General features: G+C 69.9%; 24 protein-coding genes and 2 pseudogenes. 9 read left to right on the forward strand and 17 right to left on the reverse strand.

Annotation, left to right across the window (positions count from 1 at the left end; all coding sequences use genetic code 11):
- Window positions 1–18: 18 nt before the first annotated feature.
- Window positions 19–1257 (reverse strand): Mur ligase family protein, encoded by a 1239-nt coding sequence (locus ABVB68_RS15715; protein ID WP_353601634.1) that lies wholly within the window; start codon window positions 1255–1257, stop codon window positions 19–21.
- Window positions 1258–1408: 151 nt separating this feature from the next.
- Here ABVB68_RS15715 and def point away from each other — a divergent pair, with 151 nt between their 5' ends.
- Window positions 1409–1963, forward strand: coding sequence for a peptide deformylase (gene def / locus ABVB68_RS15720; protein ID WP_353601635.1), 555 nt, complete (start codon window positions 1409–1411; stop codon window positions 1961–1963).
- Between the two features lie 163 nt (window positions 1964–2126).
- Here the strand turns inward: def and ABVB68_RS15725 are convergent, their stop codons facing one another.
- Window positions 2127–2771 carry a TetR/AcrR family transcriptional regulator gene (locus ABVB68_RS15725; RefSeq protein ID WP_353601636.1) on the reverse strand — a complete coding sequence of 215 codons (645 nt, stop codon included), beginning with the start codon at window positions 2769–2771 and terminating at the stop codon, window positions 2127–2129.
- A gap of 171 nt (window positions 2772–2942) precedes the next feature.
- Between ABVB68_RS15725 and ABVB68_RS15730 the strand changes: the two genes are divergently transcribed.
- The gene (locus tag ABVB68_RS15730) at window positions 2943–4172 is read left to right on the forward strand and encodes an acyl-CoA dehydrogenase family protein (protein ID WP_353601637.1); all 1230 of its coding nucleotides are present in this window, start codon (window positions 2943–2945) and stop codon (window positions 4170–4172) included.
- 109 nt (window positions 4173–4281) lie between these two features.
- Here ABVB68_RS15730 and ABVB68_RS15735 read toward each other — a convergent pair whose 3' ends face one another.
- From ABVB68_RS15735 to ABVB68_RS15800, 14 genes and pseudogenes are all read right to left on the reverse strand, one after another.
- A complete protein-coding gene (locus ABVB68_RS15735) occupies window positions 4282–4800 on the reverse strand; it encodes a cupin domain-containing protein (protein WP_353601638.1) in 519 nt (172 codons plus the stop codon).
- 7 nt (window positions 4801–4807) lie between these two features.
- Complete coding sequence (locus ABVB68_RS15740) at window positions 4808–6022, reverse strand: cytochrome P450 (RefSeq protein WP_353601639.1); 1215 nt, start codon at window positions 6020–6022, stop codon at window positions 4808–4810.
- Window positions 6019–7083: a type III polyketide synthase gene (locus ABVB68_RS15745; protein WP_353601640.1), complete on the reverse strand. Its 1065-nt coding sequence runs from the start codon at window positions 7081–7083 to the stop codon at window positions 6019–6021. Before ABVB68_RS15745 ends, ABVB68_RS15740 begins: the two co-directional genes overlap by 4 nt.
- A gap of 268 nt (window positions 7084–7351) precedes the next feature.
- A pseudogene (locus ABVB68_RS36900) lies at window positions 7352–7615 on the reverse strand (IS110 family transposase); the annotation flags it as partial.
- A 14-nt stretch (window positions 7616–7629) separates the two neighbouring features.
- Entirely contained in the window at window positions 7630–9249 is a 1620-nt protein-coding gene (locus ABVB68_RS15755; RefSeq protein ID WP_353601641.1) for an ABC-F family ATP-binding cassette domain-containing protein, read from the reverse strand.
- Window positions 9250–9403: 154 nt separating this feature from the next.
- Window positions 9404–10699 carry an MFS transporter gene (locus ABVB68_RS15760; protein ID WP_353601642.1) on the reverse strand — a complete coding sequence of 432 codons (1296 nt, stop codon included), beginning with the start codon at window positions 10697–10699 and terminating at the stop codon, window positions 9404–9406.
- A 51-nt stretch (window positions 10700–10750) separates the two neighbouring features.
- Window positions 10751–11914: a DegT/DnrJ/EryC1/StrS family aminotransferase gene (locus ABVB68_RS15765; protein ID WP_353601643.1), complete on the reverse strand. Its 1164-nt coding sequence runs from the start codon at window positions 11912–11914 to the stop codon at window positions 10751–10753.
- Window positions 11915–11966: 52 nt separating this feature from the next.
- On the reverse strand, window positions 11967–12893 hold the full coding sequence (gene blsF / locus ABVB68_RS15770; protein WP_353601644.1) for a CGA synthase-related protein: 927 nt from the start codon (window positions 12891–12893) through the stop codon (window positions 11967–11969).
- A gap of 53 nt (window positions 12894–12946) precedes the next feature.
- Window positions 12947–13939: a cytosylglucuronate decarboxylase gene (gene blsE, locus ABVB68_RS15775; RefSeq protein ID WP_353601645.1), complete on the reverse strand. Its 993-nt coding sequence runs from the start codon at window positions 13937–13939 to the stop codon at window positions 12947–12949.
- 14 nt (window positions 13940–13953) lie between these two features.
- Window positions 13954–15240 (reverse strand): hydroxymethylcytosylglucuronate/cytosylglucuronate synthase, encoded by a 1287-nt coding sequence (locus tag ABVB68_RS15780; protein WP_353601646.1) that lies wholly within the window; start codon window positions 15238–15240, stop codon window positions 13954–13956.
- Entirely contained in the window at window positions 15237–15911 is a 675-nt protein-coding gene (locus ABVB68_RS15785; protein ID WP_353601647.1) for a hypothetical protein, read from the reverse strand. Before ABVB68_RS15785 ends, ABVB68_RS15780 begins: the two co-directional genes overlap by 4 nt.
- Entirely contained in the window at window positions 15908–16285 is a 378-nt protein-coding gene (locus ABVB68_RS15790) for a nucleotide pyrophosphohydrolase (protein ID WP_353601648.1), read from the reverse strand. Before ABVB68_RS15790 ends, ABVB68_RS15785 begins: the two co-directional genes overlap by 4 nt.
- Window positions 16278–17378: a GNAT family N-acetyltransferase gene (locus ABVB68_RS15795; RefSeq protein ID WP_353601649.1), complete on the reverse strand. Its 1101-nt coding sequence runs from the start codon at window positions 17376–17378 to the stop codon at window positions 16278–16280. Before ABVB68_RS15795 ends, ABVB68_RS15790 begins: the two co-directional genes overlap by 8 nt.
- A gap of 43 nt (window positions 17379–17421) precedes the next feature.
- Window positions 17422–17559 (reverse strand): hypothetical protein, encoded by a 138-nt coding sequence (locus tag ABVB68_RS15800; RefSeq protein WP_353601650.1) that lies wholly within the window; start codon window positions 17557–17559, stop codon window positions 17422–17424.
- Between the two features lie 291 nt (window positions 17560–17850).
- Here ABVB68_RS15800 and ABVB68_RS15805 point away from each other — a divergent pair, with 291 nt between their 5' ends.
- From ABVB68_RS15805 to ABVB68_RS15825, 6 genes and pseudogenes are all read left to right on the forward strand, one after another.
- The gene (locus tag ABVB68_RS15805) at window positions 17851–18045 is read left to right on the forward strand and encodes a hypothetical protein (RefSeq protein WP_353601651.1); all 195 of its coding nucleotides are present in this window, start codon (window positions 17851–17853) and stop codon (window positions 18043–18045) included.
- Between the two features lie 440 nt (window positions 18046–18485).
- On the forward strand, window positions 18486–19754 hold the full coding sequence (locus ABVB68_RS15810) for a helix-turn-helix domain-containing protein (protein WP_353601652.1): 1269 nt from the start codon (window positions 18486–18488) through the stop codon (window positions 19752–19754).
- Window positions 19755–20332: 578 nt separating this feature from the next.
- A pseudogene (locus tag ABVB68_RS36905) lies at window positions 20333–20498 on the forward strand (IS6 family transposase); the annotation flags it as partial.
- A gap of 278 nt (window positions 20499–20776) precedes the next feature.
- Window positions 20777–23377, forward strand: a complete 2601-nt coding sequence (locus tag ABVB68_RS15815; protein ID WP_353601653.1) for an amino acid adenylation domain-containing protein — start codon at window positions 20777–20779, stop codon at window positions 23375–23377.
- A gap of 17 nt (window positions 23378–23394) precedes the next feature.
- Window positions 23395–24402, forward strand: a complete 1008-nt coding sequence (gntD, locus tag ABVB68_RS15820) for a guanitoxin biosynthesis L-enduracididine beta-hydroxylase GntD (protein WP_353601654.1) — start codon at window positions 23395–23397, stop codon at window positions 24400–24402.
- A 69-nt stretch (window positions 24403–24471) separates the two neighbouring features.
- The gene (locus tag ABVB68_RS15825; protein ID WP_353601655.1) at window positions 24472–24900 is read left to right on the forward strand and encodes a DegT/DnrJ/EryC1/StrS family aminotransferase; all 429 of its coding nucleotides are present in this window, start codon (window positions 24472–24474) and stop codon (window positions 24898–24900) included.
- Here ABVB68_RS15825 and ABVB68_RS15830 read toward each other — a convergent pair.
- The gene (locus ABVB68_RS15830; protein ID WP_353601703.1) at window positions 24836–25351 is read right to left on the reverse strand and encodes a hypothetical protein; all 516 of its coding nucleotides are present in this window, start codon (window positions 25349–25351) and stop codon (window positions 24836–24838) included. The genes ABVB68_RS15825 and ABVB68_RS15830 overlap by 65 nt on opposite strands.
- Between ABVB68_RS15830 and ABVB68_RS15835 the strand changes: the two genes are divergently transcribed.
- Window positions 25328–26467 carry an ATP-grasp domain-containing protein gene (locus tag ABVB68_RS15835; RefSeq protein WP_353601702.1) on the forward strand — a complete coding sequence of 380 codons (1140 nt, stop codon included), beginning with the start codon at window positions 25328–25330 and terminating at the stop codon, window positions 26465–26467. The genes ABVB68_RS15830 and ABVB68_RS15835 overlap by 24 nt on opposite strands.
- Window positions 26468–26586 lie beyond the last annotated feature (119 nt).

The following is a 26586-nucleotide window of genomic DNA, read 5'->3' on the forward strand; positions in this document are numbered from 1 at the left end:
GTGATCGCCCTTCGAAGATCAGTTGCCGACGCGGCGGCGCAGGTCCTGGAACGCGGTGTAGTTCGCGATGACCTCGATCCGGCCGGGCGGGCACATCTGCACGGCCTGGTCGAGGTTCTCGCAGACCTGGAAGTGCTGGCCCGCGACCTCCAGCCGGACGGCGAGGTCCAGCTTGCGGTCGCCGATGACGAGGATCGGGTGGCCGGTCAGCCGCGTGTAGTCGACGTCCCACAGCCAGGAGGTGTCGGTGCCGTCGGCCCCGCGCGCGTTCACCGACAGGATCACCGGCGCCGGCGGCGGGTCGATCAGCGAGAAGGTCTCCAGCCAGCCGGCCGGGTTCTTCGCCAGCAGCAGCCGCAGATCGCGGTTCTGGAACTGGACGACGTCGTACCGTCCGGCCACCGCCTGCACCTGGTACATCCGCTCCAGCGCGACCTGCGGCGGCACCCCGAAGACGGCGGCGACGGCCGCGGAGCTGGCGGCGTTCGCCTTGTTCGCGCGCCCCGGCAGCTGCAGGTGGATCGGCCAGGCGGAGCCGTGCGGGTCCAGCACGTGGTCCCCGGACAGCGCCCAGCTCGGCGTCGGCCGACGGAAGCCGCACTCGCCGCAGAACCAGTCGTCGCCGGGGCGCTGCATCACGCCACCGCACGACGGGCAGGACCAGGCGTCGTCCTTCCACATCTGCCCGGCCGCGACCCAGATCACGTTCGGGGAGGAGGAGGCGGCCCACACCACCAGCGGGTCGTCGCAGTTGGCGACGATCACGGCCTTCGAACCGGCCAGCCCCTCACGCCAGTTCTCGGCGAGCATCCGGGTCTCGGCGGCGCGGTCCAGCTGGTCCCGGGAGAGGTTCAGCAGGGCGATGCACTTCGGGCCGGTGTCCCGGGCCACACCGGCCAGGTACTTCTCGTCGACCTCGATGACGCCGAACTTCGCGTCCGAGCCGCCCGCGAGGGCCGAGGTGATGCCGGCCGGCATGTTGGCGCCGAGGGCGTTCGACACGACCGGTCCCGCGGCGCGCAGCGCCTCCGCGATGAGGCGGGTGGTCGTGGTCTTGCCGTTGGTGGCGGAGACCAGGGTCACGTCCAGGTTCTGGGCGAGCCGCCCGAGCAGGTCGGGGTCGAGCCTCAGTGCGACCCGGCCACCGATCACCGAACCGCTGCCGCGTCCCGCGGCCCGCGATGCCGCAGCGACCGCCTTGCCCGCGGTCACGGCCAGCTTGGCCCGCGGCGAGAGCGGGTCCGAGTTGCCTGCCATCAGTTCTCGATCCTCCTTGCGTACGCGCCGCGCCTGGGGCCATCCGGCAGCGTGGTGTGGACCTCAGCCTATCGAGATCCGTTCGCACACCCGAATCCCGGCCCATGCCTGGGCGGCGGTCATGAGCTGAACGAACCGTACCCTTGCCGCCATGCGACACGGCTCGATCCCGGGCGCCCACGGGCGCGTCCGGCCCCTTTCCCTGCTCCAGGACCCCGTTCTGCGCGAGCCCTGCCGGGAGGTCACGGACTTCGGTCCCGAATTGGCCGACCTGGTGGAGGACTTGTTCGCGACGATGTACGCGGCGCGGGGGGTGGGTCTGGCCGCGAATCAGATAGGGACGCCTTTGCGGGTGTTCGTGTACGACTGTCCGGACGACGAGGACGTCCGTCATCTGGGCCATGTGGTGAACCCGCGCCTGGTCGAGGCGGACGGCGTGGTGGTCCGGGGCCCCGAGGGCTGTCTGTCCCTGCCGGGCCTGGAGGCGGGGACGGAACGGTACGACCACGCGGTGCTGGAGGGCTTCACGATGACGGGCGAGCCGGTCACCGTGCACGGCACCGGATTCTTCGCCAGGTGCCTGCAGCACGAGTGCGACCACCTGGAGGGCCGCGTGTACGCGGATCACCTCACGGGGTGGCGCCGGCGCCGGCTGATGGGACAGATCACGCGGGCCCCCTGGAACCGGGCGGACCGCCTTGCCTGAGGGGCGCGGGAGGCCGTGCGGCGGCCACCGTGCCCGCACCCGCCGCACGAATCCCGGGAACCCGGGCCCGAACCCTCCGCACCCGGGGCAGACCTCTCGGGGAACGGGGGCCGCGCCCCTCGGAACCCGGGGCCGCCCAGCCTGCCCCCGGCCGCCGCGGGCCTCAGAACCCCGGGCCGCCCACCTTGTCGCCGGCCGCGGCCAGCCGCCCCCACAGGAGATCCGCGAGGGACCGCACCAGGTCGGCCCGGGAACAGGGACGCTCGCCCAGCCACCAGTCGCCGGCCGCGTGCATCATCCCGACGATCCCGTGGCCCCACACCCGCGCGAGCTGCTGGCTGCCCGGCCCGAGGTCCACGCGCTCCTCGATCACCTGGGCCAGCTCCTCGCCCATCCTGCGCAGCAGGGGCGCGGAGTGCTTGCCGACGTCGAAGCCCTGGTCGGCTCCCGTGCTCCCGTCCGCGGGATGCATCAGGAACCGGTACACCTGGGGGCGTGCCTCGATCGCCGCGAGATACGTGTCCAGCGTCGACTCCACCCGCTCCCGCCGGTCCGCGGGGGCGTCCAGGGCCGCCCGCAGGGAGGCGAGCAGCGCGTCGGTGTGCCGCATGGCGAGCGCGGCGTAGAGTCCGCCCTTGTCGCCGAAGTGGCGGTAGAGGATCGGCTTGGTGATCCCCGCCTCGGCCGCGATCGCGTTCATCGACGCCTGCGGGCCGTCGCGCAGCACCACCCGGTCGGCGGCCTCCAGCAACTCGCGCCGTCGGCGATCGGCGGTCCGCTGCTGGTCGGTCCGCTGCGTGGTGTCCATGTGCTCTCCCCACCCCGTGCTGATTCGGTGACGCCTGCGCAAACTAACACTGACCGGGCCCGTGACATCGAACGGGATGCCGACCGGTCATCGGCGGTTGACATTTCCTACCCGTCGGTAACAGACTCGGGTTACCGCAAGTAACATCGCACTGCCGCCGCTGGAGGGGACATGGCCGAGTTCACCATGGAGCTGAACGACGAACAGAGGGAAGTCCGGGACTGGCTCCATGGCTTCGCCGCCGACGTGATCCGGCCCGCGGCCGCCGAGTGGGACGAGCGCGAGGAGACTCCCTGGCCGGTCATCCAGGAGGCCGCGAAGGTCGGCATCTACTCCCTCGACTTCTACGCCCAGCAGTACTTCGACCCCTCCGGCCTCGGCATCCCGATGGCCATGGAGGAGCTGTTCTGGGGCGACGCGGGCATCGCCCTGTCCATCGTGGGCACGGGCCTGGCCGCCGTGGGGGTCCTCGCCAACGGTACCGAGGAGCAGATCGGCACCTGGATCCCGCAGATGTACGGCGACCAGAACGACGTCAAGGTCGCCGCGTTCTGCTCCTCCGAGCCCGACGCCGGCTCCGACGTGGCCTCCATGCGCACCCGGGCCGTCTACGACGAGGCCACCGACGAGTGGGTGATCAACGGCACGAAGACCTGGGCGACCAACGGCGGCATCGCCAACGTCCACGTCGTCGTCGCCGTGGTCGACCCGGAGCTGGGTTCCAAGGGCCACGCCTCCTTCATCGTCCCGGCGGGCACCCCGGGCCTCGCGCAGGGCCAGAAGTTCAAGAAGCACGGCATCCGTGCCTCGCACACCGCCGAGGTCATCCTCGACAACGTCCGCGTTCCCGGTTCCTGCCTGCTCGGCGGGAAGGAGAAGCTGGACGAGCGGCTCGCCCGGGCCCGCGAGAAGGCGAAGGCCGGCGGTGGTGAGCGGGTGAAGAACGCGGCGATGGCCACGTTCGAGGCGAGCCGGCCCGCCGTCGGGGCCATGGCGGTCGGCACCGCCCGCGCCGCCTACGAGGTCGCCCTCGACTACGCGACCACCCGTGAGCAGTTCGGCCGGCCGATCATCGACAACCAGGGGGTGGCCTTCCAGCTGGCGGACATGCGCACGCAGATCGACGCCGCCCGGCTGCTGGTGTGGCGGGCCTCCTGGATGGCGGTCAACGGCAAGCCGTTCACCGCCGCCGAGGGCTCCATGTCCAAGCTGTTCGCGAGCGAGACGGCCAAGAAGGTGACCGCCCAGGCGATCCAGATCCTGGGCGGCAACGGGTACACCCGCGAGTACCCGGTCGAGCGCATGCACCGCGACAGCGCGATCTACACGATCTTCGAGGGCACCAGCGAGATCCAGCGGCTGGTCATCGCGCGCACGCTGTCGGGGGCGCCGATCCGCTAGCGCCCTCCGGGCGCGGGTGTCCCGGTCCGGGAGCGCCGTCCGGGCGCGGGTGCGCCGCGGTCCGCCGTGGCGTGCCGCGCGGTCACCCGCGCCTCCGGCCTGGGCCGGCTCACCGGTGTCTCAGGGGTGTGAGCTGCTGGATGTCGTACTTGTCCCGCAGCGCCTCGATCGCCTCCTGGTCGGGTGGGCCGCCGTCGCGCAGGATCTCCAGCAGCTCCTCGAAGTAGCGCTCGTGATCCGGTGGCGGGCTCGCCTGGAAGAACATCTTCGCCGGCGTGTCCGTCGGGTTCGCGAAGGCATGGGGGCAGCCGGGCGGTACGACGATGACCGTGCCGGGAGTGGCCCGGACCACCCGGTTGCCCGAACTGGACTCCCAGGTGCGCCAGTTGTCGGGTGTACGGATACGGGGCTCGAAGGCGAGCACGTCCAGCTCGCCCTCCAGCACATAGAACAACTCCTCGCTGCGCGTGTGCACATGGGCGCCGACGTCGAACCCCGGTGGGACCTCCACCTCGAAGGTGGAGGCCATCCGCGAGTGCGCGCCGGTGACCTTGAACGTCACCCGCTGGGCGGGAGTCGCGACGACCCGCCCCTGGCCGGGCGGTACGAGCAGTCCCTCGGTGGTCATCGGGGCCTCACCACGTCACGGGCAGGGCCTCGGGCCCGCGGATCAACGCGCCCTTCTTGAAAGGCACCTCGTCCGGCGGGACGGCCGGCCTCAGCCCGGGCACCCGGTCCAGCAGGGCGTCCACCAGCAGCTCGGACTCCAGCCGGGCGAGCTGACCGCCCGGGCAGTAGTGCGGGCCGAAGCCGAACGCCAGGTGCGGGTTGGGGCTGCGGGAGAAGTCGATGGTCTCCGGGTCGGGGAAGACCTCCGGGTCGCGGTTGGCGGCCAGGTAGGAGACGTAGACGGCGTCGCCGGCGCGGATGCGGACCCCCTTGATCTCCACGTCCTGCAGCGCGATCCGGGACAGCCCGACCGCGTTGCGGTGCGGGATGTAGCGCAGCAGCTCGTCGATCGCCCTGGGCCGGAGCTCCGGTTCGCGGCACAGCCGCTCGGCCAGCTCCGGGCGGCTCAGCAGCAGGTAGAACATCTGCCCGCTGTTGTTGGTGACCGCCTCGCCGCCGATCTGGAGGAGGACGGCGAGACCGACGGCCTCTTCCAGGGTCACCTCGCCCCGGCCCACGGCGGCGCCGAGCAGCGAGGTGACGTCCTCGGCCGCGCTGTTCGAGCGCAGCCCGATCAGGTCCGCGAAGTAGGCGCTCATATCGCGCTTCGCCCGCTCGCTGACCTCCTTGCCGTGCGCGGAGGACAGGATCAGCTGGGTCCAGGAGTGCATCTCGTGCCGGTCCGCGACCGGGACGCCCATCAGCTCGCAGATCACCGCGATGGGGAAGGGGCTGAGGACCGCCGCCGTGAGATCGGCCGGCGGACCGGCCTCCAGCAGTTCGTCGACCAACTCGTCCAGGATGCCGCGCGCCTTGTCGCGGACGCGCTCCACCCCCTTCGCCGTGAAGGCGGCGGCGACCGCGCGGCGCAGCCGGGTGTGGTCGGGCGGGTCGAGGAAGCCGACCGCGCCGCGGTCGGGGATGAAGTGCGGAGCGAGCCGGGTGACCGGACTGCCGATGACCGCCTCCCGGCCGAACCGGGGGTCGTTGGCCACCATGCGCACGTCGTCGTGCCGGGTGACCAGCCACGCCCAGCCCTCGCCGTTGGGCAGCCGGATGCGGGTGACCGGGCCCTCGCGCATCAGCTCGGCGAGCACCGGGTCGAAGTCCGTCCCGGTCAGGTCGATCGCCGGCCACTGCCTGACCGGGGGCGGGGTCTCGACGAGGGTCTCCTCGCTCATCGCCCGTCCCCGTCCGCGGTGACCCAGCGGCCCACCGTCATCTCGGCGGTGATACCGGGTCCGAACCCGGCGAGCAGTCCACGTGCCCGGTCCTCGGCACCGCCCTCGTCGAACAGCCGGCGCAGTGCGTCCAGGACGACGGCGCTGGCGATGTTGCCGTACTCGGTGAGCGTGGACCGGCTGAACCGGAACGCGTGCGGCTCGACGTGCAGGAACTTGCTGAGGTCGTCGAGTATTCGGGGACCGCCCGCGTGGATGATGTAGAAGTCCAGGTCGGTCGCGTCCCAGCCGTGCGTGCCGGCCAGGTCCTTCAGCGCCGGGGCGAGCGGCTCCATGGTCGTCGGCACCCGCTTGTCGAGCAGGAAGTGGAAGCCGGTCGCCCGGACGTCGTAGGCGATCCAGTCCTCGGTCTTCGGGATCAGGTAGGAGCCGTTGCGCTCCAGTCGGACGCCCGTGCCGCCGTTGCCACGGACCACGGCCGCGGCGATGCCGTCGCCGAACAGGCCGTTGGACAGCAGCGAGCCGATGCCCAGATCGGTGGGCTGGTAGCACAGCGAGCAGAACTCGCAGGCCACGATGAGCGCGTTGGCGTTCGGGTACGCCGTGCAGAAGTCGTGCGCCCGGTTGATCGCGGCGCCGCCGGCCGCGCAGCCCAGCTGGGCTATCGGGAGCTGGCGGGTGGTGCTGTCGAAGTCCATCTCGTTGATCAGCCACGCCGTGAGCGAGGGCATCATGAAGCCCGTGCACGACACGTAGATGATCACGTCGATGTCCCTGGTGAGCAGCTCGGCGTCGTCGAGCGCGCGCTGGATCACCGCGGGGACCCGGGCCTTGGCCTCGGCCTCGTAGAGCTTGTTGCGCTCCTCGAAGCCCGGGTGCTTCAGGGTCTCCTCGATGGGCTGCACGATGTGCCGGGTCTTGACGCCCGTGTTCTCGATCAGCCGCAGTGCGAGCGGCAGTTGAGGGTGGTCCTCGTGGCGGGAGCGCGCCAGCTCCAGCGTCTCCTCCATCGTGATCACGTACTCCGGGACCGACACCGAGGGTCTGCACAAAGTCGCCATGAACCGTCCCTGCTTTCGCTTTCCGGGGCTTTCGTCCACCGGCCAGAAGGTGGGTTCACCTCAGGGGGTGTCCATCCACGGTCACCCGAGAGGGCGACAGTCTCGCGTTGGATTACTCCGAACCGGGGACAGCGGGTCGGGCTCGCCGGACGATTTCTGCGGCCGGACGAGGGAAAACGGCATGTCCGCTGTTACGGCGAAAGCCCTGCTGGGGAGGGTCGTGCGGGCACTCGTACCGCACGTGGGGGGGCCTCCATGTCTTTCGTCGAGCGAGGCGTGGGGTTCTGGGTTCGTGGAAGGTGCCGTCGCGGAGCCTCGCGAACCATACGGTGATCCGCTGGCGGGCCAGGCGGAGAAGTGCCCGGGTGTGGGTCTTCCCGCGGGCCCGTCATCGGTCGTAGTAGGTGCGGGAGGCAGGATCGTGCAGCGCGGCGAACGCGGACAGGGACATCGCGCGTTTCAGTTGCCGGTTGCCGCCTCTGGGCGCGTGTTCGCCGTGGATCGGGGTCCCCGACGACTTGGTCCCCGGGGCACACATCACTCGGGTCAGCGTGCCCGCTCGACCCGGCGCTCGTCCCACACCGGCTCTGGGGTCTCGCGTACCCAGCCGTCGCTGCCGAAGACCAGGAAGCGGTCGAAGGACCGTGCGAACCAGCGGTCGTGGGTGACCGCCAGGACCGTCCCCTCGTATGACTCCAGACCTTCCTGGAGGGCCTCCGCCGACTCCAGGTCCAGGTTGTCCGTCGGCTCGTCCAGCAGCAGCGCGGTGGTCCCCTGGAGCTCCAGCAACAGGATCTGGAAGCGGGCCTGCTGGCCACCGGAGAGGCGGCCGAAGGTGTGGTCCCCCTGGCGGTCCAGTCCGTAGCGGCGTAGCGCCGACATGGCCGCGCCGCGGTCCTGGGCGTGCTCCGTCCACAGGATGTCCACCAACGTGCGCCCCATCAGCTCCGGATGCGCATGCGTCTGAGCGAAATGACCCGGTACCACCCGCGCGCCCAGCTTCACCGTTCCCGTGTGGTCGACATCCTCGCCGGCCAGCAGCCGCAGGAAGTGCGATTTCCCCGAGCCGTTGGAGCCGAGGACCGCCACTCGCTCGCCGTAGAAGACCTCCAACGAGAACGGCTTCATCAGCCCGGTCAGCTCCAGATGCTCGCATGTGACGGCCCGCACCCCGGTCCGGCCACCCCCCAGACACATCCGGATCTCCTGCTTGCGTGGCGGCTCCGGCGGCGGGCCGATCTCCTCGTACTTGCGCAACCGGGTCCGCGCCGCCTGGTAACGCGAGGCCATATCGTCGCTGCGTGCGGCGTACTGCTGCAGGTCCTGTACCAGCTTCCTGAGCTGGGCGTGCTTCTCGGCCCAGCGGCGGCGCAGTTCCTCGAACCGGGCGAACCGCTCCTGCCGTGCCTCGTGGAAGGAGCCGAAGCCGCCACCGTGCACCCAGACGTCGGAGCCGGACGGTCCTGGCTCCACCGCGATGATCCGCCCGGCCGCGCGGGCCAGCAGCTCCCGGTCGTGCGAGACGAACAGAACCGTCTTGACGGTCTCGGCGAGCCTCTCCTCAAGCCATCGTTTGCCCGGTACATCCAGATAGTTGTCGGGTTCGTCCAGCAGGAGGACCTCGTCCGGACCGCGCAGCAGCGCCTCCAGCACCAGCCGTTTCTGCTCACCACCCGACAGAGTGCGCACCTGGCGCCACTGGGCCTTCTCGTACGGCATCCCGAGCGCGGCCACGGTGCACATGTCCCATAGAGTCTCCGCCTCGTAGCCTCGCGCCTCCGCCCAGTCGGCGAGGGCCTGGGCGTACTTCATCTGGGCGGCCTCGTCGTCCACCGTCATCATGAGGGTTTCGGCCGCGTCGACGGCCCGGGCGGCCTGCTGGATGCGCGGCGGCGCCACCGACACCAGCAGATCGCGGACCGTGGTCTCGTCCCGCACCGAGCCGACGAACTGCCGCATCACCCCGACGCCGCCACTGGAAGTCACGGTGCCGCCGTGCGGCTTCAGCTCGCCGGACAGCAGGCGCAGCAGCGTGGTCTTGCCGGCGCCGTTCGCCCCGACCAGGGCCGCCACAGCTCCCTCGCCCACCCGGAACGACACGCTGTCGAGCAGCACCCGACCGTCGGGCAGGTAGTACTCGAGGTGAGAGGCCTCCAGGTGTCCCATCTTTCCTGTGTCCTTGTCTGCTGTACGGATATGGCATGGGTGCGCCGGCGCGCTGTGTGGGCGGGCGCCCCCCACCACGGTGCCGGGCGGACCTGGTCGACGGCCGCTCAATGTCTTCCCCGGCCGCCGGCAGCCGGGGTCCCGAGGCATCCGCTCAGGCGTCGTAGAGGTCCGGGTCCGCTGGATCGGGGTGGGGCGAGCCGGGGGTGCCGGCCGGGGCCGTGAACCGGTGGCGTACGGCGAAGGCGACGGCGGAGCCCGCCAGCAGGGCGGCGACCGCCGCGACGAAGGCCGCCCGGGTGCCGTAGGCGCCGACGAGGAGACCGCCGAGTTGAGCACCGACGGCGGTGCCGACGACGTTGACGGTGATGACCCAGGTGAAGGCCTCGGTGATGGCGCCTGACGGGGCCGTGCGCGCGACGAGTTCGTACTGCACGGCCGTTACCGGGGCATAGACCAGGCCGGCGATGGCGAGGGCCAAGCCTATCGACCAGTTGTCCCAGGCGAGCAGGGGCAGTGCGGTGAGCGCGGACAGGAGGAGCAGGCCGATGGCGAGGGTGCGTTCGGCGGGCCAGTCCCGGACGCGACTGCCGTACCAGAGCCCGCCGACGACCCCGCCGACGCCCCAGGCACCGAAGATCAGCCCGACGCTGTCCGCGGAGCCGTGTTCCTCGGCAAAGGCGGGCAGGGCCAGGTTGAACACACCCGTGGACACGGCCGCGCAGACCAGGATGGCCAGCAACCGGACCAGGCCCGGCGAGCGCAGAGCGCCCAGCAGGTCGCTCTCGGTCTCCTCGGCGCGCCAGTTGCGCGAGCTTTGCGTGGTTGCGAAACCGATGGCACCCACGCCCGCCAGAACCCCGCCAACGACCAGGGCAGCGGCGGGGGTTCCCCAGAACAGTATGCCGCTGAGCAGCAGCGGTCCGCCGATGAAGAAGATCTCGCTGAGCACCGCCTCCAGGGAGAAGCCCGCCTCCCGGCTACTGGTGGGCAGCGCGCTCCACAGCGACCGGACAGAGCCGCTGATCGGCGGGATCGTGGCGCCCGCGACGCTCGCGCACACCAGCTGCGGGAGCCGGGCGTCAGGCGCCACGCACACCAGAGCGATCAGTGCCAGCGGGTGGACAACACCGGTAAGGAGGAGCAGGGGAGTCTGGCCGTGCACGTCGACGCGGCGGGCGACGATCGGCGCAAGCACCGCACCGCCCAGCGAGTAGCAGGCCAGCAGCAGGCCCGCGGAACCGTAGCCCGTGCCTCGCGAGGTGGCGAACAATACAAGGGCGAGCGAGACCAGGAACAGCGGGAACCGGCCGACGATGCTCCACAGCAGTGGAGCGCGCACGGCCTCGTCTCTCAGGACGGTGAGAAACGGGTTCCCGGCGGGCGGCGGCTTGGCGTCGGTTTCGGCGGCCGGCTCTTCGGGCCTGCTGTCGGATACGGCGTGGGTCATGGCATTCTCTCGGTTCTTGTGGGGACGGTCCGCCGGGCAGGTGGGTGCCGATCAGAGCTCGGCAACGACGCTGGCAATCTCCTTAGCGAACAGGATCTGTTCCGCCTCGTCGAGTTCCGGGGTGAGCGGTATGCACAGGGTCCGGCTCAGCCGGTCGCGAGTTGCGGCGAAACCGTCCCGGCTCAACGGCGCGTAACGGACGTCGCCGTCGGCGAGGTTCCACGGGAACCCATCCGCGTACAGCGAGGCGCGGCCCGCCACCACCGGATGCTCGGGCAAAAGGTACTTGTCCAAGGTCCAGCACGGCAGCCCCCGTTCCTCCAGTCGCTCCATGGCCCGGTCTCGCAGATGTCGCGACTCCGGCAGCAGCCGCACGCTGGTCTTGACGTCACCAGGGCGCTTGGGGATCACGGTGACGTCCGAGCGCTCGCCGAGCGCCTCCAGCGTCAGGGCGTAGTGCCGCTCCAGAGAAGAGAGGATCTCATCCAGCCGCCGGAACTGCTGGAGCTGTACGGCGGCCACGGCCTCGTTGGCACACAGGTTTTCGCCGTAGAACGCGCCGGGGGTCCAGCCCGGGTACTTGCCCTGCTCGCGGGCCGAGCCGTGGTCGGTGTAGGAGCGCAGGACGGCCCAATGGGCGGGGTCGCGGACCACGACCAGGCCGCCCTCGCCGGAGGTGAGGATCTTGGCGTGGTGAAAGCTGAACGTGCCCGCATAGCCGACGGTGCCGGCGTGCCGTCCGTCCGTGTGGCGTCCGCCCATGGCCTGCGCGCTGTCCTCGATCAGGTACGGCACCCGCTCGGGCAGGTCGACGACAGTGCCCTCCATGTGCGCCACTACCACTCGCTCCGCGTCCGCAGGCAGCAGCGAGGCATCCAGGCCGAACCGCTCATCGACGTCGACGAGGACCGGAACGAGTCCGCAGGACAGCACGGCGCCGGCCACCGCGACGAACGTGACCGCCGGTATGTACACGGGGTCGCCGACCCGCGGCCGGGTGCCCATCAGCGCCACACGCAGGGCTTGTGTGCCGTTCGGCACGGTCAGCGCCCGCCCCGCGCCGAGCCGCTCGGCCGCGTACGCTTCCAGCAGGTCGGCGTTGCTCGGCGCGGGGGCGCTGTAGCGGAAGAGGACCTTGTTGTGGAGGGACCGGTGCAGTTCGGGGGTGTCCCCCAGGGAGAGGTAGTTGGCGCCGTAGGGGAAGGGACGCAGCATCAGCAGGCTTCCGTTCGAGGTGGATGGACAGGGGCTGCGGGCAGAGGCCGCGTCAGAAGGGGGCGAGCAGGAGCTGCCGGACCTGACGGGCGACCCGCTGGGCGCCGCGCCGGTCGTCACCGGCGTGCTCCAGTGCCCGGGAGATGCGGTTCCAGACCGGGTCGGCACTTCGGACGGCACGGTCGGCCGAGGTGTCCGGTGCGGCCGCGTCGAGCACCTCGATGCCGGCCGCCTCCGTGATCCCGGCAAGCCGACTGGCCTGGTCAGCCTCCAGCGCGGGGAGCAGCAGCAGCGGGACCCGAGCGGCGTGCGCCTGATTGACGGCCGTCAGCAGGGGCGAGGAGACCAGCAGCGACGCCTCGGCCAGCAGCCGCTCCGTGGCGACCTCCTCGACCCCTACGACGGGCAGCGCGCCGGTGTCCTCCCCGGCCGCGGACAGCAGGGCGGACCGCGCGGGCACCGGCGCGTCCAGGACCACAGCGAGCAGCGGTTTCCCGTCGTACCGTGCCGCTTCCGCGGCGGCGCGCAGGGCCGCGCCCGCCCGAGCGACGGCCGCGTGGTCGGCGGGGTGCAGATCCGGTGTGGACAGCTGGACGACCGCGCCGCGCGCCGCACGCGCCCGGGCGGCCCGGGGCGGGGCGATCGTGCCGACCGTGTGCACGCCCACGGTGCGCTGCCCGCCCAGCCAGCCCGGCCGGTGCAGGCAGCGGACGGCCGACGACGGCCAGGTGCCGCCGGGCGGGGGACCACCGGAGGCGACGAACACAACTGGCACGCCGGAGGCGCTCAGGCGCGCGGCGAGTACATCGTCGTCGCACACCACGGCGGCGCCGAGGGCGGGGCTTGCGTCCGGTTTGCCGGTCAGCTCGACTTCGGTGAGGTGGGCGCTGACATGGCGCAGCGCGGCCTGGGACTCCAGCGTGGGTCGGGCGGCGGCGAGCACGCGCAGCCGCGGCGGGGCGGTGGTGGGTGAGGACATGGTGGCTCCGGGCGCGGTCGGTTCCAGACGCGGGGTGAGGGGAAGGCGAACCGTCAGTAGCTCCAGGCCGGTACGGCGCCCATGCGGGCAAGGTCGTCGCTGTAGCCGGCGGCGGTCGCTGAGCAGCCGCCGCACATCGTCGGACCCTGCTGCTTGAAGAGATCCGCGTGGGTGCGGAAGACCGGGCCGTCGAGCATGACCTTGCCGTCGTCGGTGCGCAGCGGCGCGCCACCGGGGCCCTCGTCCCCCTCCTTGTGGGGAAGACAACTGCACGAGAACATCCGGCCGTTCTTGCCGTCCAGGTAGATCACGTCGTCGGTGACCAGACACAGCGGCTCCGAGGCTCGCGGCGGCAGGGACTCCTCGAAGAAGGCCTTCTGCTCCCCGGGTGTGTCGCCGTAGAAGCGCTTGCCGAGCGGTACGAGCGTGGTGGTCGGGTCGGCGGTGTAGATCGGCTCACAGGCGGCGATGACCTCCTCCGCCGACGGATAGCGGATCTCCCGGTCCAGCTTGATCGCGGACAGCTCCCACTGCTGGACGCCGAGGCCGGTCAGCACCCGCTGCAGCTCGGGCATCTGCGCGAAGTTGTGCGGGCCCACGACGGAGTTGACGCGCGGGATGATCCCCAACTCCTTTGCCCGGCGCAGCCCTTCCAGACCGTTGTCGAACATGCCGGGAGAGCGGCGGTAGACGTCGTGGGTGGCAGCGGAGGAGCCGTCCAGGCTGACGATCACCTGGGCCAGCCCGGCGTCGGCGAGCCGGTCGACGAAGCGGGGAAGGAACATGCCATTCGTGATCAGCGACATGCGCATGCCGTGCTCGGTGCCCATGCGCACCAGATCGACGACGTCCCGGTGCATCAGCGGCTCTCCGCCGGTGAAGCGGACGTAACCCACCCCCTTCGCCACCGCCTCCGGCAGCAATTCGGCGAAGTCCTCCGGGCTGAACCGGTAGGTGTCCCGGGACAGGGCGAACTCGCACATGAAGCAGTCGGCGTTGCATGCCTCCAGCACACGGATGAACAGATACCGGTGTCGTTCCTGCATGATCGGTCAGCCTTTCAGGAAGGGAGGTCGGCGGGGTGGTGACGGGTGCCGCGGCGAGCCGCGGTGGCCAGCACGATGTCGGTGACCTGGGCCGCGCCGCCGGTGCCGACCAGCCGGGCCAGGGCGGACCATTGGCCTTGATGCCGCTCAACCGCGTCGAGGCAGGCGCCGATGCGCTCGGTCAGGGCCGCGCGGACCGGCGCGGGGGTGCGGGCGGCGCGCGCGATCCCGCCGTAGATCAGTTCCAGGGCGGCGTCCTCGCCGGGCGATCCATCGCCGTCCGCGACGTCACGGGGTGCCGTGACCAGGCGGGCGTCGAGCACCTCCTGGGCGCAGAACACTTCCTCGGGCCACTCGGCGACCGGCGCCTCGGTGGCCTGCGCGTAGAAGGAGGCGTTGAGGATCTGGCTGATGTTCTGCGGGGGCAGGCACACCACGGGCACCCCGCGAGTGCTGGTCTCCAGCAGCGTGGTCAGACCGGGGGAGGTGAGCAGGACGTCGGCCTCAGCGATCTCGGTCAGGAAGCCCTGGTGGTCGAGGGCGCCGCTTCGTACGTCGAGGCCCGCCGGAACGGTGATGCCGTCGAACACCCCCTCGGGCACGTTGCCGCACAGCGTGACCTGCCGGGTGCCCCACGCGGCGAGAGCGTCAAGCGCGGCCGGCACCGTCAGGGACAGGTAGGCGGAGGGATCGTCCAGCAGCGGTGACAGCAGGCCGCCCAGGCTGACCACCGCGTGGCGTTCGCCGGCCCGCCGCATCTCGCGTCCTGTCCGAACCGGCCCGGGGACGACCACCGACTCGACCCAGCGCAGGTTCTCCACACGGGCCAGCACGGGCCAGGCCGGACCCGGCAGCCCGGGAACCAGCTGCGCGCAGTAGGCGCTGGCTCGCAGCGGCAGGCTGTCCAGATCGTCCTTCGTCCACAGGAACGGCAGGCTGTCGACGAACACGACGGGGCAACCCGCGTCCTCCAGCGCCACCGCAGCGGTCCGGTCCAGGACACACACGGCGGCGTCCAGGGACCGCTCGTCCACCAGGGCGCGCAGCGCCCGCGTATCCCCGAGGTCGACGTCGTGCCACTCTTCGACACCGTGGCCGCGCACGATCTCGCGGCCGAGCCGCGAGCCGAGCCCGACGAAACGCACGCAGTCGCCGAGCTCCGCCCGCAGCGCGTGCACGATCGCACCGAGCTTTCCGGCGCTGCCCCAGCCGAACTCGACACCGCAAAGGGCGACGGTCACGGTGGTGGGCGACTTGGTGCGGCCGGCAGCCGTGGCGAGTGTCCGCGGAAAAGTCGTCATGCCGGCACCACGGTTTCCGCAGCGGCCGGCTCCGCCGCGGGCCTGCCGGGGCGGCCCGTCGTGTGCCGGTGGTAGGCCAGGGCCGGGTCCAGCTCCGGTGCGCTCCACGGTCCCGGGCGGACACCGAGACCGGTGGCCCAGTCCAGGGTGGTGCGGACCGCGCGGTCGAGGCACTGCGCGGACCAGCTGCCGTCGAACGGCAGCCGCAGCACCGGGGAGATCTCGCCGAGTGCCGAAATCATCGGGCTGTAGGTGGTGCCGGGGTCGAGCAGCAGGGCGACGGGCTTGCGCAGGGCGGAGGCCCAGCCCAGTTCGAGCGCGACGCCCGTGGAGGGCGGTGTCCCCGGGTAGGCGAGCACCAGGTCGGCGCACTGCATCGCGCGGAAGTCGGAGGGGACGCACTCCTGTGGGGGCAGACCCCACTCGCCCCACCCCTCGTTGTGGTGGGCGTTGAAGACTGCGTGCCCGGCGTCGAGAAGTGCACCACGCAAAGCCGACAGCCGCTGCCGCCACTGCGGACGGACCACGCCATCGGCCGGATCGATGAACTGCACGAACGGCGCGGCGAGAAAGACACGCAGGCCACCGGTGAGGCCGTCGCCGATGCGCCGGCCGGCCGCGGTGTGCGCCGCGGCGGCGGACGTATGGGGCAGGGGAGTGGTGCCGCTCATGCCTGCTCACCCGCCTCGGTCAGCCGGTCGTACTTCAGGGCGTTACCGCGTGCCAGCTCCACCGGGTAACGCTGCTCGTTGAGGGCGAGTTTCTCGCGCGCGGCCGCGAGCAGGTCGATACCGGCCGAACGGGACAAGCGCAGCAGGTAGTTGAGGATGTCGGCCAGCTCGTGGGCGAGTTCGCGGCGGAACTCGGGGTCCTCGAAGGGACGTGCCGCGGCCTCCTCCGGGGTGAGCCACTGCAGAAGCGCCAGCAGTTCCCCGCTTTCGCCGCCGAGGGCCATCGCCAGGTTCTTGGGGTTCTGGAAGGCGTCCCAGCCGCGTGCGACTACGAAGGAGTGCAGTTCGACGGCGTACTGGTCCAGGTCACTCATGTGCGTCTCCGGTGTGGAGCGGCGCTGCGGGCAGCGTCAGGCCCCATTGAACGATGCAGGTGTCGGGGTGGTACGCGGCCGGCATCAGGCCCTCCAGGGACCAGCCGCGGCTCTGCATGAGCGTGGTGATGACGGGATCCGGTGGCTGGTGGGTGTAGAGCTTGCGACCGAGCCCGCGGTGCAAGTCGGGCAGCCGGTCCAGGAGCTGGGCGAGGACGACCGGATGGTCCGCGCACAGCGGCATCAGCTTGACGGACAGGCCCTTCTTCGGGCCGGCGGCGGCCACTCCGCACACGGTGTTCGTCTCGTCCACCGCCACGTGGATGATCTTGAACTTCTGGTTGAGATCACCGTGGTAGCGCCGGTCGTGCCCGGCGATCAGCGCGTCCACCCAGCCCGCGTTCACACCGCGGTACGCGGGCTGCATCGCGCGCAGCACGAGCTCACGCAGCCCGGGCGCGTCCTGTGGCCGGAACAGGCGGATGCGGGCGTCGCTCACGGCGCCGCTGTGGTCGTCCCCGGCGGGCTCCGTGCGCAGGGTCAGGTCCTTGTAGAGCATGTGCTCGGTGCTGTCCGACTTGTACTGGCCGGGCGCGCCGCCCGCCAGCACGAAGCCATGCCAGAGGAAGAAGTCGATCGCGGCGGTGTTGGCGGCGGCGACCGTGCAGTAGAGCTGCCGGGCGCCGGCCTCGCGGGCGAAGTCCTCCGCCGCGCGCAACAGCGTGGTGCCGAGTCTGGAGCGGCTGCGATGCTCCGGCACGAGGATCAGCGGACTGATCTTCACCGTGCCCTGGCGCTTGACCACCAGGTGCAGCACACCCAGCCGCTCGGCGTCGGGTGTGTCGTCCGAACACAGCATGAAGGTGCGCTGGGACTGGGAGAAGTGGCCGAACGGGTCGCGTCCGGAGGCGAGGTGCGCATCGAGGATGCGATCGGCGTGCGCGACGTGGTCACCGTCGTAGAACGGGCTGAGCGTGCTGGTGAAGAGGGACCTGAGGAAGTCTCGGTCGTCCTCGCCGGCCGCGCGGATGAGGGGAGAACCGGCCTGGGCCGGCTCGGTCGTGGGCAGGGGCGTGTGTGTCAGGGCTGTCACCGTGTGATCACCTTGGTCTGGGTCGCTGGGCTGCGGTCGCTGTTCACACCAGGTGCCGTCCGGCCGAAAGGTCCCGCATGGCACGGGACTTGCGCAGGTAGCGGGTGGGCGGCGTCTTCTTCAGCCAGCGGTCGGTGCCATGGGACTCCGCATCGTGGGTCGCCGTCTGCCGCGGGACCACACGCCCTGTCGTCGCCGCGCGCCCGCTGCGGCGGGCGTCGAGACATCAGGGACATGGCAGGGCCTCGGCATCACCGCGGCTCTCTCGTTCGTGACAGGACGCTAGGTGCGGCCGGACAGGCGTGTCAATAATTCATTGAGGCTTGTCAAATATTGGCAAGTGATCTAGCTTCAAACTGACCGAGCGGCCGCCGCCGGCTTCCGGGAACTGACCGTTCCGGGCCGGTCCGACCGCACACCTGCCCGGTGGGCCTACAGGCGCCACCAGACTCAACTTCCCGGGGGAAGACTCATGAAGATCGCCCGTCGTCGCGCTACCACCGCCGTTCTGTCGGCCGCCGTCCTCGCACTCGGGGCGGCCGCCGTCCACGTCGGCACCGAGGGCCGTACGGTCCGGGCCGCGCACGCGAGCATCGACTGGCCGCTGCACGGCGACCGCCCGCAGTCCGCCACGGCCGCCGCGGCGGACCGCATCGACTGGCCGTAACCTTCGGGGCGCCCGGTCGCGGCGAGGGTTGGCGCCCTGTGCGTCACGGGTCGCGGCGACCGGCGTCGACCTGCAGGGCGTCTGCGGTGACGGGCTGACCTGCGCGGAGCGTCCGGTGCGGCGGGCTGTGGCCTGAGTGGTGGGCGGCTGGGTCATTGCTCGTGACCCGGCGGCGGGCGCCGGACATCCGAGGCCGGCCCCCGATCGCCGCGACGGGACCGCTCTGCGTTCCGCCCTGGAAGCGGCGGGCCGCCGTGCGGCGTCCCACGCCGGGCGGAAGCGGTGTCCGGGCGGGGCTTGCGCGGTCCGCAGTCCCGGTGCCCGGCCGGTTTGCGGGTCGCCGTCCCCTCACCGGCACATGTTTGACAAGAGTTGACAACCCTGTGTCCCGCACCGAAAATGGCCCCATTCACGGGACCCACAGGCTGAGGGATGGCTAAGTGCTCGAACAACCCGGGTTCGGACAGCTATTGAAGACCCTCCGGCAGGAGCGGGGCCTGTCCCAGGCCGAGGTTGCCGAGGGGGGCATGTCCACCGCGTATCTGTCACGCCTGGAGTCCGGGGCCCGGCGCCCGACCGCTATGGTACTCGACCACCTCACCCGGCGACTGGGCGTGCCCGCGTCCGTTTTCCAGGGCGTCCACACCTCGCTGCTGGGTCAGGCCCTCGCCTCCGCCAGTTCCTCGGATGATGTCGACGACGCCATCCGCCTGCTCGGCGAGGCCGTCCAGGCGGATAGCGGCGAGGACCTCTCCCTGCGCTGGCTGTCCCTGTGGAAGCTGGTCCAGCTGCACGCCAAGCAGGGCAAACGCCAGGACGAAGTCGCCGCGGCACGCGAACTCACTGAACTCAGCGACCGCCTGGAGGTGGCCACCCTCCAGGTGCGCTCCCGCACTCTCCTCGCCCGCTGCCTGCGTGCCGTCGGTGACATCGACGAGGCCCGCGCCGTCGCCCAGACCGCCCTCGTCACGGCCGACAAGGGGGCCGTCCCCGTGGCGGACACCATCCGCGCCCAACTGGTGCTCGTCTCGGTCGAGGCGGAGTCGGGCCTGATCACGGAGGCGCGCCGGCTCGCTGACCAGCTGCTGGAACCGATCGACGTCCTGCCCCCCGTGCTGCGCGCCGAGGCCCTGTGGTCGGCCGCCAACGTGCGCATCCGGCAGGGCGACTACCCGGGTGCCGTCGAGCTGTTGCAGCGGGCCCTGGCCGAACTGCCCAGCCACGTCGACCTGGTGCTGCGGCTGCGGCTGGCCGCCTCTTCCCTGTACCTGCAGATGACCCCGCGCCGGGTGACCGAGGCCCAACAGTGGCTGGCCGAGGCCGAACGCGCCTTGAGTCTCTTCGGGGGCCCGCTGCACCGCCAGGAGCTTCTCGTCATCAAGGCCCATCTCGCCTTTCACCAACGGGACTTGGCGCAGGCCAAGATGCTGTGCGAACAGCTCACAGACGCCCTGCCGCAGCTGACCTTCCGCGACCGGATCCGGCTTGAGGTCCTCGCCCAGCAGATCCGCATCCTCGAGGGCGACCGCGAAGCCGGCGTCCGCCGTATCGAGGAACTCGCCCAGGAGGCTCAGAGCGCCTCCAACGTCCACCTGGCCTCTGAGATCTGGCGCACGCTGGCCGAGACCCTGGCCTGGGCCTCGGAGAGACAGGCCGCCCCCAGCCTCCCGGAGCCCCCGGCATCCCGCCCGCGGGGCTCGCGGGACTGATCGCGCCGCCGGCCGAGGAGTGGCTCGACGAGAACTCTCAGCCGCGCTCTTCGACGAGCCCGGCGCGCGACGCCGGGCGCCGGACGAGGAGATCGGACCACGGGTGTGGCGGAGGGCCGTATGGATGTCGGCCCGGCGGACGGGTTCGCCGTCGGGGCACGACGAAGGACGGCGACACCCCCAGCGGTGGCGGGACGGGAGTACTTCGGGCGCAGCCGGGCCCACTTCCGCGCGTTCCCCAGTGATCGCCGGACTGTACGAGCGCCTCACCCTCGACCCGCTGCGGGCCGCCCTGCGGGCTTGGCAAGGACGAATCGATCGACCTCGCCGGCTTCACCCCGTCCGGCTCGAACGAGACCACCCCGTGCGCCCCAGGGCTTCCCGGCCCGGCCTGAGCCTACGGCCCCACCTGCGACAGGCCCAGAGACAAGCTGATCCAGCCGCGCGAGGTCCGCCCCGCCGAAATCGTCCTGAGCTCGTGCAACAACGCTCCGTCGCAGACGCGGCCATCCACGACCCGCAGTTCCAGCTGATGCTCGACAGCGCCGTCGTACAGGGGTCACCGCTACCCGGTCGAGATCATCTCCCCCTACGCGTGGCTGTGACTTCCGCTTCCCGCTCCCCTCCGGCGAAGTCGTGAAACCGATGCTCGAGCGCGGCATCGAAGTCTCGTACGAGGATCACCGCCGGTGGGGTGCGCAGTTCGGCCAGAAGTACGCGAACCGGCTGCGCCGGCGCCGCCCTCCTACCAGTGTCAGATGACACCGGAAGGAGGGTTTCGTCAATTCTATGGCACCTTCAGGCACATCCTAGGCAAGATCAGTTGCCAAAGTGTTGACAACGTTTTGGCGACTGCAGCAACATCATCTCAGGGGCCGAGGATCTCCCAGCTTTGCGGGCCGGGGGCTCCTGACGGCTGAAGCGGAACTGTGGCAGGGGCTCGATCGCTGCCGCTGGACCACAGGAGATACGGAGGAGGGTCTCGATTGTCAGCCCTTCATGCACATGTTGAGCGCCGGACGATGGCAGACGCTGATCAACGTGGCGCACCACCCCTGGACGGCCCGGAGCAGCCGGTCCCCAGGACCCTCGCCGACCACCTGGCGAAGTACGCTCTGCTCACACCCGACGCGCCGGCCATCCGGCATGGCGATGCCGTGCTGACCTACGCCGAGCTCAACGAACAGGTGACGCGGCTCGCGATCCGTTTGCGGGACCTGGGCGTCGCGCATCGAGCACGGGTCGCGGTGGAGATCCCGCGCTCGATCGACCACTTCGTGGCGCTCCTGGCAATCTTCCGGGCCGGCGGGACCCACGTCCCGATCGATCCGGACCAGCCGGCCGAGCGCAGGGAGTCGATCGTCGAAGCCGCACAGGTCCACGTTCTCATCGGTCGAGGCCTGAGCATCGAACGTCTGTCGGCGATCGCGGCGGCGGGGCCTGACACGCGTGATCTCGCCTACATCATCCACACTTCGGGCTCAACCGGTACGCCCAAGGGCGTGATGGTCAGCCACGAGGCGTTCCTCCACCATCTGACGAGGGTCCTGGACGTCTACGGTTGCAGCTCCGGCGATCGGATCCTGATGCTGGCAGGCCCGGTCTTCGATGTGTCACTCGAGCAGATCGGCCTCGCGGTCCTCAGCGGGGCCACGCTTGTCCTGCCCGACGCCGATTTCTGGATGCCGCAGGAGATCCCCGACAAGATCGCGGAGCTGGGCATCACGGTGGTCGACATCTCTCCGGCCTACTTCCGCGAGACGCTCGCCCATGTCGAACGCCGCGATCCCCGGCTGCGCACCCTGCGGCTGCTGAACATCGGCAATGACGTCATCCGCTACGGGGACCTCCAAGAGTGGTTCGCCAAAGACGTTCCGGCGGATGTCATCTGCTGCTACGGGCCCACCGAGGGCACGGTCACCGCCACGGTGTACCCGGTCACTCCGGCGATGGCCGAGGGGAAGGACCCGTCAGTGTCGGTCCCGATCGGGTCGCCGCTCCCCGGAACCCGTGTCCATGTGCTGGACGAACAGCTGCACCCCGTCGAGGACGGTGCTGTCGGGGAACTGTTCATTTCCGGGCCGCGAGTCGCCGCCGGCTATCTGAACCGCGCCGAGGAGACCGCCGCCCGCTTTCTGCACGACCCGTTCGCGGGTGACTCCGGTACGCGCATGTATCGGACCGGGGACATGGTCCGCAGGCGGTCGGATGGTGTCCTCGAGTTTCACGGCAGACGGGACAGCCAGGTCAAGATCCGTGGCTTCCGGGTCGAGCTCGGCGAGGTAGAGCACGCTCTGCGTACTCATCCGGGCGTCCGCGCGGCCCACGCTCAAGCCGAAAGGGACCACGACGAGGTCGCGATCACGGCCTACGTCGTGGGAGAGGTGGATGTGCGGGAGCTCGCCGAGGACCTCCGGAAGCGGCTCCCGGACCACATGGTCCCGGCGAAGTGGGCAACACTCGACGTGCTGCCGTTCACGCCTGGGGGCAAGGTCGACCGGGCGGCGCTGCCTGCTGCCGGGCGTATCGTCGCCGACCCGAAGGAGGCCCGGTCCTTCTCTCAGACCGAAGCCGAGCTCTCGGACATCTGGGAGTCGCTGCTGGGCACTGCCCCAGCCACTGGGAAAGATGACTTCTTCGATCTTGGTGGCGATTCGCTGAAGATCTCACGTCTCAGTGCGCGAATCGGCGCGGTGTTCGGAGTCCGGGTTCCGCTGCGTCAACTCATGGAGCACAGCCGTCTGTCGGATCTCACGGAGCTCGTGGAGGACCTGGTACGGCGCGACTCTGCCCGATCCGCCGCCAAGGAGACCTTCAAGACACGTTCCGCAGCGTTCGACGTGACGGTCTCGGTCAGCGATCCGGAATTCCTCGGGACGCCGATCGGTCACCGTCGCACCTGGATGCTGGAACGTTCTCTCAGTGAATTCCAGTCGGATCTGGAACATCTCGACCGGCTCGTCGCGTCGCAGACACGCGGCGTCGACCGACCTGTCATCAATGGGTCGTGGGATCGGAGCGGAGCTCGATACACGCCCTCGCAGCTGGTCATCGAGGGCCAAGAGGTCATGCAGGACTGGGAGCGCCCGCTGATGCGGGCCATGGCGGCCCACGTCACCGAGAGTCGAGGGCATGTGCTGGAGGTGGGCTTCGGCATGGGAATCTCGGCCACCTTCATCCAGGAGTTCGGAGCGGCTTCCCACACGATCATCGAGCCGAACGAAGACGTCATCGTCGCCTTCCAACAGTGGCGCGAAGGCTACCCGGACCGCGACATCCGGCTGGTTCGCGGATTCTGGGACGAGGTGATCGACCAGCTCGGGCAGTTCGACGCGATCTTCTTCGACACCTATCCGACCAACGAGCGCGAGTACCGCGACACGGTCGTGCACAGCACCAACTACGCGGAGAACTTCTTCGAGGCGGCCGCCGCCCATCTTCGGACCGGAGGCGTCTTCTCCTACTACACCAACGAGATCGACACCGTCGGACGCTCCCACCAGCGCAGCTTGCTCAGGCATTTCTCCTCGTTCTCAGTGGAGGTGGTGCGCGATCTCGCGCCGCCGAGTGACTGCACCTACTGGTGGGCCGACTCGATGGTCGCCGTCAAAGCCGTTAAATGAGAGAGGCGGATACACGCATGCCCCCCAAGACGCTCGTGACCCATGTGCTGAGCGAAGAAGACAACGAGGCGCTCGACTCTGTCATCCACGACATCATGGGAGCAGGGCTCGACCCGAGGTCCGGTGCCCTGTACGACCTTGCGTGGCGGTATCTTGCCGGCGTCCCCGCGGGTCTGCGCGAGGCGCTGACCGGTTTCCGCAACGCGGAGACCGGTAGCGCGTTCGCGATCCGAGGCTTCCGCCTGGACCCGGACGGGATCGAGCCGACCCCGGCGAGCTGGGCCGAACCCGACTCGTTGCGGAGAGAGGAACTCTTCCTCGCGCTTACCGGTATGTGCCTCGGCGAGGTCTACGGTTGGTCGACCATCCAGAACGGCAGTCTGATTCAGAACGTCCTGCCCCTGCCGGGCGTCGAGCACGAGCAGAGCGGCCACAGCAGTGACGTCCTGCTCGGGTGGCACACCGAGGACGCGTTCCATCCCCATCGGTGCGATTACGTCGGCCTGTTCGGCGTCCGTAACCTCGACCGGGTCCCCACGACGGTCGCCTCGATTCGGGACGTCCAGCTCAGCGAAGATGCCAAGAAGATCCTCTCCGAGCCCCGTTACGTGATCTATCCCGACACCGAGCATCTGGGTCAGACCCCCGACGACGGGGCCCATTTCGGACTGTCGGAGATCCAGAAGCTGCGGGACAATCCGGAGCCCGTGGCCGTCCTCTTCGGTCACCCCGACGAGCCCTACCTGCGACTTGACCCCTTCTACATGACGACCTTCGGGACCGACCCCGAGGCCGAGGAGGCGCTCAAGGAGATCTGCGAGAAGCTCATGATCTCTGAGTATGAGGTTGTTCTCGAGCCGGGCGACATCCTCTACGTCGACAACTTCACCGCGGTACACGGCCGACGTCCCTTCCGCGCGAGGTACGACGGACGTGACCGCTGGCTCAAGAAGCTCACGGTGACAAGGAACCTTCGCCCTTCGCGCGGTCTGCGTCGCTCATCCTCCTGCCGAGTGATCGGCTGAGGTAGGGGATCCGTGCCGCGAGCGGGTGCATGAAATGCGGCGTCTGCGCCAGGGGTCGACTTCTGTCAGATGTCGGGCGCACGGCACGTGCCCGTCGTGGGCAACGCGACGCAAGCTCGGCATCCGGTCCTGCCCGCGACGAGGCCGGCGGCGGGAGACCGGGCCCGCCTCCCGGCGACGACGTTCGCCGCGGCCGCAAGTGCGGTGCTCTCCTGTGGTGTGATCCCGTCTGTCGGTGCCGACGACAGGTCCCTGGCGGATACCAACCTGCTCTCGGGCGACGCCGAGCGTGTGATCGTGGTCCATCTCGACGGCAGGGTCGTCGGCATTTCCGGCGTCCGCCGCGTCATTCAGGACTGCGCCCAGGCCATGGGCGCAGTCCACCCAGACGGTGCCATGGTCGGCACCAAGGAGTTCGCAGGAGTCTGCAGCTTCACCACTCCAGGTTGCTCACTTCGGGACAGTGAGCCAAGGCGACTCGAAGCTGGACGTGCGTAGCGTCACGCCGAGCGCCGAGCGCCGAGCGCCGAGCGCCGACCGCCGAGCGCCGAACACCGCGACGGACCTTCGGCTTCCGGAAGAACGATCCATTCCGACATTCACGCTCGATCGGTATCTCCTCCCCGACCTCCCTGTCCCCAGAGACCGCAAGCCGCTCTACTCCGACAGCCTCCCCCAGAGCCTCGTCGAGGGCGACTTGTGCGCGATTTCCCGTGACGGCTTCTGCCCAGGCCAGGGACCCACCGGCCCTGACGTTCAGCATCCCGGTCGCGCCCCCGTGCTCGTCCGAAGAACAGATCCACTTCAGCGGCCTCGTCCGCTCTGTCCTCTCCGGAGAGAAGTCATGCGCCCCTGTCTCCTGCTCGTCGATGGCCGACCGGGCACCTTCACCGATCATGTCCTGAGCCGAGGCGATCTCGACCTCGTGCTCCTGAGGTTCGAAGAACACCTCTCCTCACTGCCCACCGACCACCTGCTGCGCACGGCGGACATCCCCACGTTCACCATCGCCGCCGACGCCGACATCCGGCGGGAGGCCGAACGCTACCTCACTTGGGTGGCGGGGCTCCCGGCACGACCGGCCCACTTCTGCAACCCGCAGGAGCCCCTGCAGGAGATCTCCCAGCGGTTCGCCGGCCTCGTCGGCCTGCCGCACCTCGACGCCGAGCAGGTCGCCTGGGTCCGGGACAAGACCGCAATGAAGCGGCGGTTCCGGGAAATCGGCATCCCCTGTGCGGAGTTCTCCGAGGTCGCGGATGGCGACGAAGTCCTCGGCTTCGCTGCCGTGCACGGATGGCCACTCATCCTCAAGCCGGTTGATGGCTGGTCGTCTATCGACACCTACAAGCTCAACGACGAGCACGATCTCGCGAGGCTCCTTCCACTGCCTCCCTCACGGCGGTGGATGGTGGAGGAGTTCCTCACCGGACGCGAGTACCAGTTGTGCGCTCTCGTCGCTCACGGACGGGTCCTCGACACCTACGTCTCGTGGACGCCGTGCGCGCTGCTGGAGACCATCTACGGCGGCATCAACGGCTCCATCAGCCTCGGCGTCGACAACGAACTGGGCATCGACGAGAAGGAACTGGTTCAGCGCATCGTCGACGGTATGCGCATCGACCACGGCTACCTGCACATGGAGTTCTTTCGATCAGACGACGGCGGCATCCACATGAGCGAGGTGGGAGCCAGGCTCGCCGGCTGCGAGCTGCCCTCCAACCATGGGTTCGCCCGAAACTTCGACATGATGGCTGCGACACTCGACACATACCTGGGCCGCGTGCCATCGCTGGAATACTCGACGCCGCGCTGTGCCGGAGACCTGTTGCTCCCCTACAAGCCCGGTCGCGTCGTCGAGGTCACGCCCCTGGAGACGTTGCTCTCCATGCCCGGGGTGGTTCACGGCCGAATGAACATCACGATCGGCGACGACCTGCCGGATCAGCGGGCCTCCCACGCATCCGCCGGTTACGTGCAGATTGTCGGTCCGTCACGTCAGATCGTGGAGGACCGGATGAACGGGGTCCTGGACGCCTTCAAACTGGTGACGGAGGACGGGTCATGAAGGCCTCCGCCTAGGGTCGTCTCTCGCGGGACCGAAGATCGGGACCGCGATGTTCCGATCGTTCGTCGGGTGCCTCCCCCCTTCCTGATGTCAGGACGGCTGATGGGGGTCCTACGCGC

Source organism: Streptomyces sp. NPDC096012 (genome assembly GCF_040426375.1).
Lineage (GTDB): Bacteria > Actinomycetota > Actinomycetes > Streptomycetales > Streptomycetaceae > Streptomyces.